General features: G+C 42.9%; 15 protein-coding genes and 3 tRNA genes. All 18 read right to left on the minus strand.

The genetic code is table 11. The annotated features are described in order from the left end of the window. Positions 1-312: 312 nt before the first annotated feature. Positions 313-1,032, minus strand: a complete 720-nt coding sequence (gene pnuC, locus BM329_RS10020; RefSeq protein ID WP_092552468.1) for a nicotinamide riboside transporter PnuC — start codon at positions 1,030-1,032, stop codon at positions 313-315. A 172-nt stretch (positions 1,033-1,204) separates the two neighbouring features. Further along, a tRNA-Lys gene (locus BM329_RS10025) sits at positions 1,205-1,280 on the minus strand. Between the two features lie 32 nt (positions 1,281-1,312). Beyond that, positions 1,313-1,388, minus strand: a tRNA-Lys gene (locus BM329_RS10030). A gap of 32 nt (positions 1,389-1,420) precedes the next feature. After that, a tRNA-Lys gene (locus tag BM329_RS10035) sits at positions 1,421-1,496 on the minus strand. A 156-nt stretch (positions 1,497-1,652) separates the two neighbouring features. Then, complete coding sequence (cpoB, locus tag BM329_RS10040) at positions 1,653-2,423, minus strand: cell division protein CpoB (protein WP_092552471.1); 771 nt, start codon at positions 2,421-2,423, stop codon at positions 1,653-1,655. A 9-nt stretch (positions 2,424-2,432) separates the two neighbouring features. Continuing rightward, complete coding sequence (gene pal, locus BM329_RS10045) at positions 2,433-2,936, minus strand: peptidoglycan-associated lipoprotein Pal (RefSeq protein ID WP_092552474.1); 504 nt, start codon at positions 2,934-2,936, stop codon at positions 2,433-2,435. 42 nt (positions 2,937-2,978) lie between these two features. Further along, positions 2,979-4,289: a Tol-Pal system beta propeller repeat protein TolB gene (gene tolB, locus BM329_RS10050; protein WP_422643826.1), complete on the minus strand. Its 1,311-nt coding sequence runs from the start codon at positions 4,287-4,289 to the stop codon at positions 2,979-2,981. 165 nt (positions 4,290-4,454) lie between these two features. Continuing rightward, on the minus strand, positions 4,455-5,480 hold the full coding sequence (tolA, locus tag BM329_RS10055) for a cell envelope integrity protein TolA (RefSeq protein WP_177216245.1): 1,026 nt from the start codon (positions 5,478-5,480) through the stop codon (positions 4,455-4,457). A 35-nt stretch (positions 5,481-5,515) separates the two neighbouring features. After that, on the minus strand, positions 5,516-5,947 hold the full coding sequence (tolR, locus tag BM329_RS10060; RefSeq protein WP_092552483.1) for a colicin uptake protein TolR: 432 nt from the start codon (positions 5,945-5,947) through the stop codon (positions 5,516-5,518). A gap of 24 nt (positions 5,948-5,971) precedes the next feature. After that, positions 5,972-6,661 carry a Tol-Pal system protein TolQ gene (tolQ, locus tag BM329_RS10065; protein WP_092552486.1) on the minus strand — a complete coding sequence of 230 codons (690 nt, stop codon included), beginning with the start codon at positions 6,659-6,661 and terminating at the stop codon, positions 5,972-5,974. Continuing rightward, a complete protein-coding gene (gene ybgC, locus BM329_RS10070) occupies positions 6,661-7,062 on the minus strand; it encodes a tol-pal system-associated acyl-CoA thioesterase (protein ID WP_177216246.1) in 402 nt (133 codons plus the stop codon). The genes tolQ and ybgC overlap by 1 nt, the downstream gene beginning before the upstream one ends. Positions 7,063-7,888: 826 nt before the next feature. Beyond that, positions 7,889-7,990 carry a cytochrome bd-I oxidase subunit CydX gene (gene cydX, locus BM329_RS10075; protein ID WP_092552492.1) on the minus strand — a complete coding sequence of 34 codons (102 nt, stop codon included), beginning with the start codon at positions 7,988-7,990 and terminating at the stop codon, positions 7,889-7,891. Positions 7,991-8,001: 11 nt separating this feature from the next. After that, the gene (cydB, locus tag BM329_RS10080) at positions 8,002-9,141 is read right to left on the minus strand and encodes a cytochrome d ubiquinol oxidase subunit II (RefSeq protein WP_092552495.1); all 1,140 of its coding nucleotides are present in this window, start codon (positions 9,139-9,141) and stop codon (positions 8,002-8,004) included. Positions 9,142-9,155: 14 nt separating this feature from the next. After that, complete coding sequence (gene cydA / locus BM329_RS10085; protein ID WP_092552498.1) at positions 9,156-10,727, minus strand: cytochrome ubiquinol oxidase subunit I; 1,572 nt, start codon at positions 10,725-10,727, stop codon at positions 9,156-9,158. 644 nt (positions 10,728-11,371) lie between these two features. Further along, positions 11,372-12,241: a succinate--CoA ligase subunit alpha gene (gene sucD, locus BM329_RS10090; RefSeq protein WP_092552501.1), complete on the minus strand. Its 870-nt coding sequence runs from the start codon at positions 12,239-12,241 to the stop codon at positions 11,372-11,374. Next, the gene (gene sucC, locus BM329_RS10095) at positions 12,241-13,407 is read right to left on the minus strand and encodes an ADP-forming succinate--CoA ligase subunit beta (protein WP_092552503.1); all 1,167 of its coding nucleotides are present in this window, start codon (positions 13,405-13,407) and stop codon (positions 12,241-12,243) included. The genes sucD and sucC overlap by 1 nt, the downstream gene beginning before the upstream one ends. A 159-nt stretch (positions 13,408-13,566) precedes the next feature. Then, on the minus strand, positions 13,567-14,784 hold the full coding sequence (gene odhB / locus BM329_RS10100) for a 2-oxoglutarate dehydrogenase complex dihydrolipoyllysine-residue succinyltransferase (RefSeq protein WP_092552506.1): 1,218 nt from the start codon (positions 14,782-14,784) through the stop codon (positions 13,567-13,569). A gap of 13 nt (positions 14,785-14,797) precedes the next feature. After that, entirely contained in the window at positions 14,798-17,605 is a 2,808-nt protein-coding gene (sucA, locus tag BM329_RS10105; RefSeq protein ID WP_092552509.1) for a 2-oxoglutarate dehydrogenase E1 component, read from the minus strand. Between the last annotated feature and the right edge of the window lie 306 nt (positions 17,606-17,911).

Below are 17,911 nucleotides of genomic sequence, written 5' to 3' on the forward strand. Positions count from 1 at the left end.
TGCATGCTTGTCTTTGTATGCCAGTACTCTTCTTCGAAAATCTAGACTGTAACCCATCTCAATTCTACCTTGTCATTGGGATTTAGGTATTATGACACAGTATTATGATTCTGCTATAGTTAGCTATGCTCTTGGGGATTAATGAAAGGCTCCTGCCTTTCACCGGAGGCCAGCCTTTGGCTGGGCAAATTCGTTCCCGACGAATTTGTCATTCCCTTGCCGTCGCGCTGCATCTTGAAAGCCATTGGGTATAAGTTATGACAGGCCATCAGCATATTGATTGATTATCTCTGGCCTGTCATCAGTTTTAATTTACACTTTTTTCGGTGGTTGTTCGTTATGTTGAGCTGCCTTGATCCATAAACGTGCACCATTTAGTGCAATACCCATCAGAATAATATATTGCAATGACATCAACAAAACACCTTGGTGATAATAGATAGCTACGCTGATAACATTAATAATGACCCATATCAGCCAGTTTTCTACATACTTACGGGTCATCAATATCATTGCCACTACCGATAATACTGTTATCACCGAATCCCAGAATGGGAAAGCATCAGGCTCCAATTTAGGCATGACTATATTAAAGCCTATGGCCTGTAAAGCGAGTACCACAACTTTTGCCATATAACCAAAAATTTGATCAATATTGAACGTTATGACTAATATGGTAAGTATGGATACTATTGCAACAATGATCATCTGTTTGGGACTAAGCCACCGAATTTTAAGTTCTACTTGTTTTTGGTCATCCATTCGGCTCCAGGCATACCAACCATAAATGTTAGCAGCGAAGAAAAAGATTTGTAGGATGAGGCTTGCGTAGAGTTGGATTTGGAAGAAGATTATGGCAAATAATGAGACATTAATTAATCCAAATAGATAATTGATGATTTTTTCCTGACTAGCGAGCCAAATACATAATAAACCTGCTATCGTACCTGTCGCTTCAATATATGAAAGGTCATAACCACCCGTTCCTAATGAAATATGTACTAATCTGTCAGTGATATCGAAAAAATCCACGCTTTCTTATCCTTACCATAAATTAATGTTTAGTATATTTACACCATAAAGGTAGAATTGCGAGCCAAATTGGCTATTCAATCTTTTTATGTTTCAAATTGATTGAAAGTCAACCGCTCTACCGACTGAACTAACGATTCATCTGAGGATAAGCTTGGTTTGGAGATTTAGATGGTGGGTCGTGCAGGATTCGAACCTGCGACCAATTGATTAAAAGTCAACTGCTCTACCGACTGAGCTAACGACCCATCTGAGGATAAGTTTGGTTTGGAGATTTAGATGGTGGGTCGTGCAGGATTCGAACCTGCGACCAATTGATTAAAAGTCAACTGCTCTACCGACTGAGCTAACGACCCATCTGAGGATAAGTTTGGTTTGGAGATTTAGATGGTGGGTCGTGCAGGATTCGAACCTGCGACCAATTGATTAAAAGTCAACTGCTCTACCGACTGAGCTAACGACCCATCTAAATCCGTTTGGCAGTTATCCCTGCCAACGGCGGCTTATATTACTGGTTTTTCAGAACAGCGCAATATTTATTTTAGAAAATTAATTCACATGACTACTAATCACCCAATTATCCCCAAAAAGACCAATATATGACCTTTTGGGGATAATTATTACATCCCAGAAATCTTTTTCTCGGCCATTTTTGCCGCATTAGTACCAGGATATTGCTTAACTACTTGTTGATAAACTGCTTTCGCTTTACCCTTTTGTCTTTTTTCCTGCATAATTAGACCAACTTTATACAGGGAATCACTGCTTTTTTGTGACTTAGGATAGTCTTTCACAACAGTCGCAAAGTAATAAGCTGCGTCGTCTTTTTTACCTTTATTGTAATTCAACTGTCCTAACCAATAATTAGCATTCGATAAATATTTGGACTTAGGATAGGCTTTGACAAAATTTTGAAATGCTGCAATCGCCTTATCATATTCTTTGGTATTAATTGCCAAAGAAATGGCTACATCATAATCACCCTTTTCACTTCCCGTGCTTGACGACGCAGCAGATTGTTTATTTCCGGTCGGTGTCGAAGGGTTAGCATCTTTATTTTCTGAACTTTCCGCAGCTGATGGATTAATAATTTTATCCAATTGCAGATACATATCCTTCTGACGTTCAATGATCTGATTTAACTGATATTGATTCTCCTGAATTTGACCACGGAGCGTATCGATATCACGTTGAGAGTCAGAAAGTTGTTGCTGGAGTTGGGTTAATAACTGGCTGTGAGCATCAGAAATACGCTCTAATTGGGAAAGGCGCTCACCGGTGGAGCCTGAGCCGACATTACTGATTGGCGATCGGGCGGTAGCGGCCCAAGGAGCCGCTACGCCAACCAATAACGACAGACCTAACACATAACGTCTGAAGTTACTGTTCATGCATTACTCTTAGTATACGATTACAGCGCGACGGTTTTTCGCGTATGCTGCTTCGTCATGGCCAAGTACAGCTGGTTTTTCTTTACCGTAAGAAACGATAGCGAGCTGGTCAGCAGAAACACCTTTGCCTTGCAGATACATTTTCACTGCATTTGCACGACGTTCACCCAGCGCGATATTGTACTCTGGAGTACCGCGTTCGTCAGCATGACCTTCAATAGTCACTTTAACAGATGGATTAGTGCGCAGGAATGCAGCGTGTGCATCCAGAATCTGAGCGAATTCGCTGTTGATATCATACTTGTCGAAACCGAAGTATACGATATTGTTGTTTTGCAGCTCTTGCATTTGCTGACGTGCTAATTCTTCAGCAGACAAACCAGCTTTAGATGAATTATCAACAGTACTTACATTAGACTTATCATGGTTACCAGTTTTATTAGCACTACACGCAGCTAAGGCCATGATTGGTAAAGCCAACATCAGCCCTTTTAGCACTTTATTCAGTTGCATCTCTTTGATCCTTTTATAGTTTGCCATACATATTATTATGCATCACAGATACGGCGACCAGGCAGGGAATTTTACCTGTCCATCAGTAGCCGGAAGACGCGCTTTGAAACGCCCATCAGTCGAAACTAGCTGCAATACAGTTCCCCACCCTTGAGTGGAGCTATAAATCACCATAGTGCCATTAGGTGCGATACTCGGCGTTTCATCTAGAAACGTATCTGTCAAAATTTGGACAGATCCCGTTGCCAGATCCTGTTTGGCGATGTGCTGACTACCACTTGCCGAGCTAACCATCACGATAAAACTGCCGTCAGGGCTAACATCTGCATCTTGGTTCTGTGGTCCTTCCCAAGTTAGGCGTTGTGGAGCACCGCCATTAATATCGATCTTATACAGCTGGGGGCGACCACCCTGATCTGAGGTGTAGACCAGTGTTTGGCTATCTGGCATCCAGCTTGGTTCAGTATTGTTACTGCGGCCATCAGTTAATTGACGGATTTGGCCAGCAGCTAAATCCATCAGATAAAGGTTCAAACTGCCTGTTTTAGATAGAGCAAAGGCCAATTTAGTTCCATCCGGTGAAAATGCAGGTGCTCCATTATGACGAGGGAACGATGCTACTTCACGTTTTGCCCCCGTAGCCAGTGTCTGAATAACCAAAGCGGAACGACCACCTTCAAATGTCACATAAGCCAGTTTGGAAGCATCTGGTGACCATGCTGGTGACATCAATGGTTCAGGTGAACGATGTACAGTAAACTGGTTATAACCGTCATAGTCAGAAACACGCAACTCATATGGGAATTTCGCGCCATTGGTATTTTTAACTATATAAGCTATACGAGTACGAAACGCCCCTTTAATTCCTGTCTGTTTCTCAAAAATCTGATCACTCGCTGTATGCGCTGCAAAACGCAGCCATTTTTTCTCTATTGAGAATTGATCCTGAGCCAACACCGTTCCTGGTGCACCAGCAGTATCAACCAGCTGGTAAGAAACAAGAAATTTCCCATCTGCACTCGGTTGAATGTGCCCAACAACCACTGAATCGATTCCAAGCGCAGACCATGCCGCAGGTGTTACTTCTGACGCGGTAGTTGGTTGTTGTGGCATACGGGTTGAGTCAATAGGATTGAATTTTCCACTGTTTCTCAAATCCGCAGCAATAATTGAACCTATGTTTTCAGGAACCCCACCCACTCCAGTCCATTTAAATGGGACAACCCCAATAGGGCGAGCAGAATCAACACCTTGTGTAATTTCAATACGAACTTCTGCATGAGCAAGTGCTGCCCACATCATCAAAAAGCTCAGTACGACTTTAAACATCTGATTAAAAGCTTGCTTCATCATTTCTCCCTTATTGCGATCACTTATATGCCCGCAATAATCCGCGGATTCTAACAAACGCTAACAAACAAAACTAGATACCTAAATAAAATCTAATAATTTTGTTTGTTCATATAAATTATTCTAAATTTTACCTAGAAAATAAAATTTCTGTACCAAACAATTACCTTACTGAGGTTTAAAGTCTAGTGTGAAATCCTTAAAATGCTCATAAATCTCTTTGCTTGGTGGGCGTGGCATTTTCTTGGTTAAATTAGCTGCTGTAAGCGCAGCACGACACAATGCCGGATCACCGACTCCTGTTTTGATATCAATCAGCAATCCATCTGATGCCAGTTTTATCTTTAACTCACAGGTACGACCGATATATAGGTCTGGGTCGCGAAAATTTTGCTGGATTGCAGACTGAATCTGCCCTTTATAATTATTGATATCCGAGTCGGAAGGACCGCTTTTCTTACCACCGCCTTTTCCTACCGCAGTCGCCCCACCCGGTTTAGGTGCATTGGATGTCAATCCACCTAACAAATCATTAATTGCTTGAGCCTGTTTCGCATCTTCTGCCTTAGCTTTGGCTTTTGCCTTCGCTTCTGCTTTAGCTTTTGCCTCAGCAACCGCTTTATGTTTTGCAGCTTCTTCGGCCTCTTTCTTCGCCTGAGCCTCCACTTCCTGTCGCGTTTCAGCTTGCTCTTTTAAAATTCTTTCTTTTTCTGCCAGCGCTTTTATAGCCGCGTCTTCCGCCTGTTTTTGCTCTTCACGTGCCTTAGCAGCAGCATTAGCAGCCTGTTCCTGATCTTCGCGCGCTTTAGTGGCGGCAGCATCAGCCTGTTTTTTCTGGATTTCAGCCGCTTGCTGAGCTTTAATTCGCTCTTCTTCAGCCGTTTTCAGACGTTCTTGTTCTTCAGCCCGCTTTGCCCTCAATTCAGCAGCCTGCTGTTCAGCTTTCTTCTTTCGCTGTTGTTCGGCTAACTTTGCATTAGCCTGCTGCTGTTGCTGTTGATTATATTGCTGAACAACCGCATGCGGATCGACCATAACAGCATCAATGACAGTACCATCTTGTCCACCACCTCCCATTTCCGTTTTTTGCACCAACGATCCCCAAATCAGAAATCCGATCAGGATAATGTGCAATATTACCGAAATGATAATGGCGCGATTCAACTTATTGTTTTGCTCGCTTGTCTTTTCCACTCTCGACATCCAGAAACTTTAAGTGACAGTCGCTGTCAGGCTCCGATAGGCTGGGTCATTAAACCTACCGATTTTACACCCGCCTGACGAAGCATATTCAACGCCTTGATAATTTCATCATAAGGAACTTCTTTAGAACCACCAATCAAGAAAACCGTTTTCGGATTGGATTCTATTAAAGTTTGAACTTCGGCGACGATTTGTTGTTCAGGTAACAACTCCAAACGTTCCTGATTAACAACCATGCTGTATTTTCCTACCCCAGAAACTTCCACAATAACGGGTGGATTATCAGTGCTGGAAACTGTTTTTGAATCCACCGAATCAGGTAAATCGACTTCTACGCTTTGCGTGATAATCGGTGCGGTTGCCATGAAGATCAGCAACAACACCAGCAACACGTCCAGCAAGGGGACGATATTGATCTCGGATTTTAGCTCACGTCTGCGACTATGAGTGCGCGCCATTCGCTGATTTCCCCTTACGATTGATTACGACTTATTAGTATTGGAAGCAAAAGCCTGACGATGCAGAATGGCCAAGAACTCTTCCATAAAGTTATCGTAAGTCTGTTCCAATTTGTTGACACGTTGATTCAAGCGGTTATAAGCCATCACTGCCGGAATCGCAGCAAATAGACCGATGGCAGTCGCAATCAGAGCTTCCGCAATACCAGGCGCAACCATTTGCAAAGTGGCCTGTTTAACCGCTCCCAATGCGATAAAAGCGTGCATTATTCCCCAAACCGTGCCAAACAGACCAATATAAGGGCTAATGGAGCCAACCGTTCCTAAAAACGGAATGTGATTTTCCAATGTTTCCAGCTCACGATTCAGTGAAATGCGCATAGTACGGGAAGTTCCTGTAATAACCGCCTCTGGAGAATGGCTATTTGCTTGATGCAAACGCGAAAATTCTTTAAAACCAGAATGAAAAATCTGTTCAGTACCACTTAACGACTCACGACGAGACTGACTTTCTTTATAAAGACGAGATAATTCGATACCCGACCAAAATTTATCTTCAAATGCTTCCGCCTCACGACTTGCGGCATTAAGTATCTTTGTTCGTTGAATAATGATTGCCCAAGAAACGATAGAAAAACCGATCAAAATCAGCATGATAAGCTGAACTAAGAAACCTGCCTTAAGAAATAAATCAAGGATATTCATGTCAGTCACTACTTAAACTCCGCGACAATAGACTTTGGAAGCGCAATAGGCTTCATTTGAGATGAATTCACACAGACAACCAGACATTCTGCGTTACTGATAACTAGACCCTTGCAATCAACAATTCGTTGAATAAATGTCAGAGAAGCGCCACGTATACTCATAATTTCGCTTTCAACAACCAGCTGATCATCTAATTTCGCTGGTTTCCGGTAGTCAATAGTCATACGGCTGACAACAAAACCAACTTGCTTATCCAGCATGTACTGTTGGTTGTAGCCTTTTTCACGCAGCATCTCTGTACGGGCTCTTTCATAGAAGAACAAATATCGTGCATGATAGACTACACCACTAGCATCTGTGTCTTCATAGTAAACACGGATAGGCCAACGGAATAACATCTTACTCATATAATCCTATATTCGGCGAATTGACGTTGTCACTATACTCAAGACAATAGCGCTTTGGAATGACTTGTCAGTAAAAGAAGTTAAAAAAATTACAGACCAACGATGCATAAACTTAGAACCAAAATAGATGACCTTTAAAACAATTTGTACAATAATCAAACTAATCATAAAATTTACTAGTCAGCTCAGAAGACAATGCCTTCAGTCAAAAACAGAAACCCATCATCACTGAGTTCGATTAAAATAATATAATTTATTTTTATTCAAAAAGTTATAAATAGTAACTATCTATACAAATGCACATTTTACATAAAAAGATAATACACTAAAATTAATGTTAATTTAAATAATTAACATAATATACTAAATTTTAAAGCATAACTTTATTATTTATAGATAAAATTGAAATAATAAATCCCAAATCACTTGGTAAGGAAAATATTCACAGAAAAATCAACCAAAATAAGAAATTAACAAATAATTATTTGAAATACATTATTTATTTTAAATAAAAAACTAATGAAATTTACTTTTCTATTATTTATTTTTATTAATTATCTAAATCATAGTCTTTCAAACCACAACTATACACTTCGTCTTTCAAACTGCCTCTTTGTTGGCGGCGCTCGCTCACCCCGGTCACATAGTTATCTATGCTCCCGGGGATTTGCTCTCTTGCCGTCGCGATGCAACTTGAAATCCATTGGGTATATGTTAGCTATACTCGTTTACCTTAGTCACCGTATTTATAAACTATAAAGGCCCTCAATGGGCCCTTATCCATAAGTTGGTAACATTTATCAGCCAACATTATTTTTCGTCACTCTTAGTCGCTTTTTTTTGATTCGCTATGCTCAAGTGCCAATACTGCAATAATAGCAAAACTACAAGCCAAGAGCGTTCCGAGAATCCAAGCAAAATACCACATGTCCATGCTCCTTAGTACAGTGAGTGTTTGTTGTTTTCAATGTAACTCTTATCCAAACGCCCAAAGGTTTTGTAATAACACCAGATGGTGTAAGACAGAATAATAGGAATGAAAATAAGAGCAACAACGAACATAATTTGCAACGTCCACTGACTAGAAGTCGCATCCCGCATAGTCAGGCTGACATTTGGATCAATGCTTGATGGCATCACAAATGGGAACATAGCAATACCTGAGGTCAGGATAATGCAAGTTACTGTCAATGATGAGAAGAAGAAAGCCCAGGCGCCTTTATCCAAACGAGTTGCCAGCATAGTCAACAGAGGGAGAAGTACACCTAAAGCTGGTATTGTCCACAGGATCGGATAATTGTTGAAGTTAGTCAGCCACGCACCCGCCTGCTGAACAACTTCTTTATGCAGTGGGTTAGATACACCATTCACATCCAGACCACTCGTTACAACATAACCATCGATACCATAAATCAGCCATACCCCAGCCAACAGGAAAGCAACTGCTGTTATCGCCGCACAAATATACGTTGCAGTACGGGAACGCAGATGCAACTCACCCATTGTACGCATTTGCAGGTAAGTGGCACCTTGTGTCACGATCATCATCAGGCTGATCACGCCAGCCAGCAGACCATAAGGATTTAACAAGCCGAAAAATGAACCTTCATAGGAAACACGCAGGTAGGAATCCACTGCTAGCGGTACACCTTGCAACAAGTTACCAAATGCAATACCAATGACCAGTGCAGGTACGAAGCTACCGATAACCAGTCCCCAGTCCCACATATTGCGCCATGTGCTGTTTTCCAGTTTTGAGCGGTAATCAAAACCAACCGGACGGAAAAACAGGGCAGCCAATACCAGAATCATCGCCACGTAGAAACCAGAGAAAGCGGCTGCGTATACCATTGGCCATGCTGCAAACAAAGCTCCGCCAGCAGTAATTAACCAAACTTGGTTACCATCCCAGTGTGGGGCGATGGAGTTAATCATGATACGGCGTTCGGTATCATTTTTACCGATGATTCTCAGTAGGATACCCACTCCCATATCGAAACCATCAGTCACTGTGAAACCGATCAGCAACACACCAATCAGCAGCCACCATATAAATCGTAATACATCATAATCAAGCATAAGTGGACTCCTGCTTACTCAATATTGTTCGCTGAAGAAGCTGTTTTCTGTTCAAAGTGATAACGACCAGTCTTGAGGCTGCTTGGGCCAAGACGGGCAAATTTGAACATCAAGAACATCTCTGCGATCAAGAACAAAGTGTACAGACCACAAATCAGTACCATTGAAAAAATCAGATCCCCGACACTGCGTGTTGAAGCAGCAACTGCGGTTGGCAGAATTTCACCAATTGCCCATGGCTGACGACCATATTCTGCAACAAACCATCCTGCTTCAACGGCGATCCACGGTAAAGGAATGCTGAACAGTGCAGCGCGCAGCAACCATTTATTCTGACCGATACGGTTGCGGATAACGCTCAGGAATGACAGACCGATAACCAGCAGCATGATAAAGCCTGCGGCGACCATGATACGGAATGCAAAGTAGAGTGGCGCTACACGTGGAATAGAATCTTTCGTTGCGGCCTGAATTTGTTCTTCTGTCGCATCAATAACGTTTTCAGTGTAACGTTTCACGAGCATGCCGTAACCAAGATCTTTTTTACTTTCGTTGAATGCGTTGAGAACACTTAGGTCAGTATTGCCTGAACGCAACTCTTCCAGCAACTCATATGCCTTGATACCGTTACGAATTCGTTGTTCATGTTGGCTCATCAAATCACGCAAACCAACAACTGGCGTATCTGTGGAGCGAGTAGCAATCAAACCCAAAACATAAGGAATTTGAATGGAATATTTGTTTTCCATTTTATCTTGATCAGGAATACCAATCAGTGTGAATGAGGCCGGAGGCGGCTGAGTTTCCCATTCAGCTTCAATCGCAGCCAGTTTAATTTTCTGCACATCACCCATTTCGTATCCAGATTCATCACCCAGAACAATCACAGACAATATCGCAGCCATACCAAAACTTGCAGCAATTGCAAAAGATCGTTTGGCAAACGCAAGATCGCGCCCTTTAAGCAAGTAGTAAGAGCTGATGCCCAATACAAAAATGGCACCTGTTACATAGCCCGCAGCAACAGTATGAACAAATTTCACCTGAGCTACCGGGTTCAGTACCAATTCACTGAAACTCACCATTTCCATTCGCATTGTTTCGAAATTGAAATCAGATGCAATCGGGTTTTGCATCCAACCATTCGCAATCAAAATCCACAATGCAGAGAAGTTAGAGCCTAATGCAACCAGCCAAGTAACCGCTAAATGTTGTTTCTTGCTCAGGCGATCCCATCCGAAAAAAAACAGGCCAACGAATGTAGATTCGAGGAAGAATGCCATCAGACCTTCAATGGCCAGCGGCGCACCAAAAATATCACCAACGTAGTGTGAGAAATATGACCAGTTAGTCCCGAACTGGAACTCCATAGTCAAACCTGTTGCGACTCCCAGAGCAAAGTTAATACCAAATAACTTGCCCCAGAATTTTGTCATATCTTTGTAGATCTGTTTGCCAGAAAGGACATATACCGTTTCCATGATCGCAAGCAAGAACGCCATACCGAGCGTTAAAGGCACGAACAGAAAGTGGTACATGGCAGTTAAGGCAAACTGTAATCGTGACAGTTCGACAATATCAAACATCTTGACTCCTAGCTCCTGGCAAGAAGACACCGACTTGCGGCAACCCGACTTTACAAAATAAAAGTCTCGTAACTACCAGCAATAAATGCCTCAAACACAATAATAAATTATTAACTAAATCAAAAAATAAATAGATACCACAATAATATTACGCTTATATTCACACACAATAAATAGCTTTTACGTGACCCAGCTTAGAATTCTGAATATAGGTCAACAATGGCGTAGATTCCCAAGCTAATATCTATATATATTAGATCAATTTAATCAAGTTTAGCGAATGTATTTCATGGTAATAAGTTGATTTTAGTCAGTTTTTTCCTTGTTTTGTTAAGCATTACATCTATTATTTCATTCTAGTTTGTTTAGTGTTAATAAATTGTTATTTTCAATGAGCTGTAATTTATTTTTTGCTGTAAAAAACATTATAAAATTAACTTTTCATTTTCATTCCTTAAAAGATATATTTTTCAATATTTCGAATTAAATTCATAAAATAAATAGAATATTCTAAAATAGGTTAAATTAAATTTAAAAATACCATCTCTTATAAATACACTAACTTACTGTTAATCTTATAAATAAAAATAAAAGGCTACCCTGAGGTAGCCTTTTCCTATAAAAATAGCTTATTTTGAAATTGATTACGCCAATAGTGCTTTTACGGCATCACCAATGTCAGCAAGACTGCGAACAGTCTTAACATCTGCCGCTTCCAGCGCAGTAAATTTCTCATCTGCTGTGCCTTTACCGCCAGCGATAATTGCTCCCGCATGTCCCATGCGCTTACCTTTAGGTGCAGTTACACCCGCAATATAAGCAACAACAGGTTTAGTCACATGATCTTTGATATAAGCAGCCGCTTCTTCTTCTGCTGTGCCACCAATCTCACCAATCATCACAATGGCTTCAGTCTGTGAATCTTCCTGGAACAGCTTCAAGATATCGATAAAGTTTGAACCCGGGATTGGGTCACCACCAATACCGACACAGGTAGATTGCCCTAATCCAGCATCAGTAGTCTGTTTAACCGCTTCATAAGTCAGTGTACCAGAACGCGAGACAATGCCCACTTTGCCGGATTTATGAATGTGACCAGGCATAATACCGATCTTACATTCATCAGGAGTTATCACTCCCGGACAGTTAGGGCCAATCATGCGAACACCCGCTTGATCCAGTTTTACTTTCACTGTCAGCATATCAAGCGTTGGAATACCTTCTGTAATAGTGATGATCAGTTTAATACCTGCTTCAATCGCTTCTAAAATAGAATCTTTACAGAATGGGGCTGGAACATAGATAACAGAAGCGGTTGCACCCGTTGCTTCAACAGCTTCACGTACAGTATTGAACACGGGTAATCCCAAATGCTCAGTACCGCCTTTGCCTGGTGTCACACCACCAACCATTTGAGTACCGTAAGCAATCGCCTGTTCTGAGTGGAAAGTACCTTGGCTACCGGTAAAGCCCTGACAAATCACTTTGGTATTTTTATCGATTAAAATAGACATTATTTATTCCCCACCGCTGCTACTGCCTGTTTAGCTGCGTCTGTCAAACTGGTCGCTGCAATGATGTTCAAACCACTGTCTGCCAGTTTCTTCGCACCCAGTTCAGCATTGTTTCCTTCCAGACGAACAACGACTGGTACGTTAACGCCTACTTCTTCCACAGCGCCAATAATGCCGTCAGCAATCAGGTCACAACGGACAATACCGCCAAAGATATTTACCAAAACAGCTTTGACATTTTCATCTGACAAAATAATTTTGAATGCTTCGGTAACACGCTCTTTCGTCGCACCGCCACCCACATCAAGGAAGTTTGCCGGGGTACCGCCGTGCAGTTTGACAATGTCCATCGTTCCCATTGCCAGACCAGCACCATTCACCATGCAACCAATGTTTCCATCCAGCGCAACATAGTTTAGTTCCCACTGTGCAGCCTGAGCTTCACGTGAATCTTCCTGTGAAGAATCATGCATTTCACGCAGTTCAGCCTGACGGAACATGGCGTTACCATCAGCGCTCAATTTCCCGTCCAGACAGATGAGGTCATCTTGAGTAGTAATAACCAGCGGGTTGATTTCAACCAGAGCCAGATCACGCTCCAGGAACAGGTTTGCCAATCCCAAAAAAATCTTGGTGAATTGACCAACTTGCTTACCAGTCAAACCGAGTTTAAACGCCAATTCACGGCCTTGATAAGACATAGGGCCAGTCAGTGGGTCGATAATTGCTTTATGAATCAGCTCGGGCGTTTCTTCCGCCACTTTTTCTATTTCGACACCACCTTCAGTTGAGGCCATGAAAACTACACGACGCGTACCACGATCAACAACAGCACCGAGATACAGCTCCTTGGCAATGTCGGTTGCTCCTTCCACCAAAATCTGATGAACAGGTTGTCCCTGTGCATCTGTCTGGTAAGTGACCAGTCGTTTACCCAGCCATTGTTCAGCAAAAGCACGGATCTCTTCCTTGCTATTGACGACTTTCACGCCACCAGCCTTACCCCGGCCACCTGCATGAACCTGACATTTAACGACCCAAGGGCCTGAACCAATCTTGGATGCTGCTTCTTCTGCTTCGCGCGGGGTTGTGCAAGCATAGCCAGCAGGTGCTGGTAAACCATACCGTGCGAAAAGTTGTTTTGCCTGATATTCGTGTAAATTCATGATGTTCTATCCATAATTTTATCTAAGAAAGGTAAACTACCTTCTATTTTGTTGCTCTGGATATGACCAGCCCGAAGGCTGGCCTGTATATACATTTTTACATCAACGTCGTACTACTTCAGACTTGGCGGAGCTTAACACCCTCCGCCGATAGTGGTGCTATACATCCAGCAACAAACGTGTTGGATCTTCGAGCATTTCTTTGATGGTCACCAGAAAGCCCACCGATTCACGGCCATCAATCAGTCGGTGATCATAGGACAGTGCCAGATACATCATAGGAAGGATTTCAACCTGACCATTCACTGCCATTGGGCGATCTTTAATGGCATGCATGCCGAGGATTGCACTTTGTGGTGGGTTAATGATAGGTGTAGACATCAGCGAGCCGAAAACACCGCCATTAGTAATGGTAAAATTACCGCCAGTGAGTTCTTCAACAGTCAATTTACCGTCACGGCCTTTGATAGCCAGCTCTTTGATGTTTTTCTCAATATCAGCCATGCCGAGTGCATCTGCATCACGCAATACAGGTGTAACCAGCCCGCGTGGTGTAGATACTGCAATGCTGATATCAAAATAGTTGTGATAAACCACATCAGTGCCATCAATAGAAGCGTTCACTTCTGGATAGCGTTTCAATGCTTCAACCACTGCTTTCACATAGAAAGACATAAAGCCCAAACGCATGCCATGACGTTTTTCAAACGCATCGCCGTACTGCTTGCGCAGTTCCTGAATTGGCTTCATGTTGACTTCGTTGAATGTCGTCAACATTGCCGTATTGTTTTTCGCTTCCAGCAGACGTTCAGCAACACGCTTACGCAGGCGAGTCATTGGAACACGTTTCTCACTGCGATGTGGCAGTGGAGATTTCTGTGCCGCAGGTGCCGATACAGCAGGCTTATCACCTTCTTTTTTATTCGCAGCGATATATCTTTCTATGTCTTCACGAACAATACGACCACCTACACCGCTGCCTTTAATTGCAGCTGGATCTAAATTATGCTCTGCGATCAAGCGACGAACCGTTGGACTCAGAGCATCATTACTTTCTTCTTCCAGAGAGGCAGACTGGCGTTGTGCTGGTGTTGATTCTGTTTTTTCTTTCACTTCAGCAGGTATGCCTGTGCTGTCACCCAAACGGATGCGACCAATCAGTTGCCTGGACAATACAGTGGTGCCTTCTTCTTCCAAAATAGCTTCCAGAACACCAGCTTCACTTGCTGGTACTTCCAAAACAACTTTGTCAGTTTCAATTTCAACCAGCACATCGTCACGCTCTATGGTGTCACCCGGTTTTTTATGCCATGTTGCAACAGTGGCATCTGCAACAGATTCAGGAAGGTCCGGAACCAGAATTTCTACGCTACTCATTTTCTATCCTTATTTATTCAACGTTCAGTGCGTCATCAACCAGTGCTTTCTGTTGCTTCTGGTGAACAGACGGATATCCCACAGCCGGGGAAGCAGATGCTGGACGACCTGCATAACGTAAAGATGCCCCGAATGGGATCGCTTCACGGAAATTATGTTGACTGCAATACCAGGCCCCTTGGTTCAATGGCTCTTCCTGACACCAGACGAAGTCATGAACGTGAGCATATTGCTCAAGCTGAGCTTGCAAATGCTGACGTGGAAATGGATACAGCTGTTCAATGCGCACGATAGCAACATTAGTCTGTTCATTCTTACGGCGCTGTTCCAGAAGGTCGTAATAAACTTTACCGGAACAAAGTACAACACGTTTAACATCCTTTGGATCTAATACATCAATTTCACCAATCACTGGTTCGAATTTGCCGTCAGCCATTTCATTCAGACTGGATACAGCCAATGGGTGACGCAGAAGTGATTTAGGTGACATAACGATAAGCGGACGACGCATACCTCGCAGAGACTGACGGCGCAGCATGTGATAAACCTGAGCTGGTGTCGATGGCACGCACACCTGCATGTTTTGCTCTGCACACAGCTGCAGATAACGTTCCAAACGCGCTGATGAATGCTCTGGTCCCTGACCTTCATAACCATGTGGCAACAACATAACCAGACCACACATGCGACCCCATTTTTGTTCGCCGGAGCTGATGAACTGGTCAATTACGGTCTGAGCTACATTAGCAAAGTCACCAAATTGAGCTTCCCAAATCGTCAGGGCACGAGGTTCTGTTGTTGCATAGCCGTATTCAAATGCCAGCACTGCTTCTTCTGACAGTACCGAATCCCATACGTTGAATGCACCCTGACCATTGTGAATATTTTCCAGCGGCACATAGACAGAAGCATTGGTCTGATTGTGAATTACTGCATGGCGGTGGAAGAAAGTACCACGACCCGCATCTTCACCGGAAAGACGCACAGGAATGCCTTCATCAACCAGCGTTGCATAAGCCAGTGTTTCCGCTCCACCCCAGTCAAACAGTTTATTGCCATTAGCCATTTCGGCACGATCACCATAAATTTTGGCAACACGTGAATGCATTTCAACTTCGGCAGGAATGGAACTGATACGTTTCCCAAGATCTTGCAGACGTTTCATATCCACTTTATGCGGATATTCTTCATCCCATTCGTGGTTCAGGTAAGGCTCCCATGTGAATGAGTGAAGTCCCATTGGACGCCATTCATCAACAACACAATCACCATGATCTAGCGCATCACGATACAGATTAGCCATCTCAGTGACATCATTGGCAGCCAGCAAACCTTCCTCTATCAGCTTGTCAGCATAGATTTTACGGGCTGTTGGCTGTTTTTTGATTTTCTGGTACATCAGTGGCTGGGTTGCACTTGGTTCATCAGCTTCGTTATGGCCGTGACGACGATAACAAACCAAGTCGATCATCACGTCACGTTTAAAGGTATTACGGAAATCAAGTGCCAGACGAGTAACAAATGCAACTGCTTCTGGATCATCTGAATTAACGTGGAAAATAGGTGCCTGAACCATCTTCACAATATCAGTACAATACTGTGTTGAACGTGCATCTTTCGGATTAGAAGTCGTGAAGCCAACTTGGTTGTTAATCACAATGCGAACTGTACCACCAACTTCGTAGCCACGAGCCTGAGACATGTTCAGTGTTTCCTGAACAACCCCTTGCCCTGTGACTGCTGCATCGCCGTGGATGGTAACAGGCAGAACCATATTGCTGCGACCTTCATCAAGACGATCACGACGGGCACGAACAGAACCGATAACGACAGGGCTGACAATTTCAAGGTGAGATGGGTTAAAGGCCAGTGCTAAATGAACTAAGCCACCTTCAGTTTCGAAATCAGAAGAAAAACCCTGATGGTATTTTACGTCACCAGTACCAAGGTGTTCTTTGTGTTTACCCGCAAATTCGTCGAATAGATCGGCTGGCTTTTTACCCAGAAGGTTAACGAGAACGTTGAGACGACCACGATGTGCCATTCCAAACACAACTTCACGGGTATCCTGTTTACCCGCATGGCGAATCAGCTCTTTCAGCATAGGGATAAGAGCGTCACCACCTTCAAGGGAGAAACGTTTCGCCCCCGGGAACTTAGCGCCAAGATAACGTTCTAAACCTTCCGCAGACGTCAACTCTTTCAGGAAACGACGTTTTTCTTCTGAACTGAACTGTGAACTTACCGCCACAGATTCCAGACGTTGCTGAATCCAACGTTTTTCCTCTGTATTGGTGATATGCATGTATTCCGCACCAATTGAACCGCAATAAATGCGCTTCAATGCGTCATACAGATCAGCCAATTTCATTGTCTCTTTACCAATGGCAAAAGAGCCCACATTAAACGTTTCTTCAAAATCCGCTTTTGTTAAATTATGGAAAGCAGGATCAAGATCTGGTACAGATTCCTGTTTCCATAATCCCAATGGATCAAGGTTCGCATGTTGGTGTCCGCGGAAGCGGAATGCGTTGATGAGCTGCAAGACTTTGACTTGTTTTGCATCCATTGCCGGATCGCTGACCGAAGAGTGGTAACGCGTGGCATCTTTTGCCAGACGACGGAAATAATCGCGTGTCTGTGAGTGAAGTTGTTCCCCGCCAAGTCCTACATCCGGTAATTGTTGGAAAATTTCTCTCCAACTTGCATCAACAGAGTTAGGATCGGTTATATAGTCTTCATAGAGTTGCTCTATGTAAGACTGGTTTGCACCAGCCAGAAAGCTCGAGTCCAGCCAGTCCTTCATTGCGCCGTTCTGCATTGTGATCCCTTAAGCTTTAAAAGCTTTAGTTTTCGCCGTGGTTAACAAATACCGCTTAATTAGCGGTGTTGACAAAAGGTTCATTTGGACGTGCTTAATGCATGTTCTTTAATTTGGGTTTTTCTACCCTCAAGGAACCCTTAAAAACTGAATACAGTTTTTAAGGGTTCCTTATATTTAGAAATATGCATAATCTTTTACAGTAGGCAATTTATCATTTTTCATTCTTTATGCCCTCCACTGGTTTGGTATTTATTTCAAATTTGTGGAGGGCAACATTATATGCATTATTCACACGCAAATTAT

It is taken from the genome of Xenorhabdus koppenhoeferi, assembly GCF_900116635.1.
GTDB lineage: Bacteria > Pseudomonadota > Gammaproteobacteria > Enterobacterales > Enterobacteriaceae > Xenorhabdus > Xenorhabdus koppenhoeferi.